Source organism: Vibrio sp. 03_296, from assembly GCF_002265885.1.
In genome coordinates, this window is the sequence record NZ_NPKW01001264.1 from 1 (window position 1) to 619 (window position 619).

Annotated in this window: 1 pseudogene; it reads right to left on the minus strand. The window is 48.5% G+C overall.

Features of this window, described 5'->3' with window-relative positions:
* A pseudogene (locus CIK04_RS35935) lies at positions 1-619 on the minus strand (group II intron maturase-specific domain-containing protein); the annotation flags it as partial.

The window sequence follows — 619 nt, forward strand, 5'->3', positions numbered from 1 at the left end:
GAACAAACCAAGATCGTTAAACCATTGATTTGGCATCGCATARCTGGCTAAGGGACTCTGYGCATTTTTCCAGCTACTCATTTGAATTGACCTGAACGGCGGCTTGTAACCAAGCTGTTTCAGCCTCTGGTGCAACCGTGTCGGTTTCTTCCATAATTTTAACTGGATGCTGCGCAGTCTGCGCCTTAACCATCCTGCTATTCGCGAGAACTCCCTGCTGGTATTGGCGATCCTGAAGTACTGACTGAACCCTCGTAAGACGGGATTTAGCTCGTTAATGACCTGCTCTAGTGGCTTTCCGCCATTGCGTTTGGTCATCTGCTTCAACGTCTGTTTGAACAGAGCCAGTTTCTTGGGCTGAATTCGGGTGTATTGTTTCCCCGATTTCGACGTCCAAGGAACTTCACCCCATTTTCGCTGTGTGCTATATGAGATTTGCTCTGATTCACCGTCAGTTTCAACTCTTTTTCCAGTATCTTTGTCGCCTGTGCAAGCGCATTCTCTGCTCCTGCTCGGCTACGACAGAAGATCAAGATATCATCCGCATAGCGCACTATGCGGTGACCACGCTTTCGCATCTCCTGATCGAACGCATCCAGATAGATGTTCGCTATCAGTG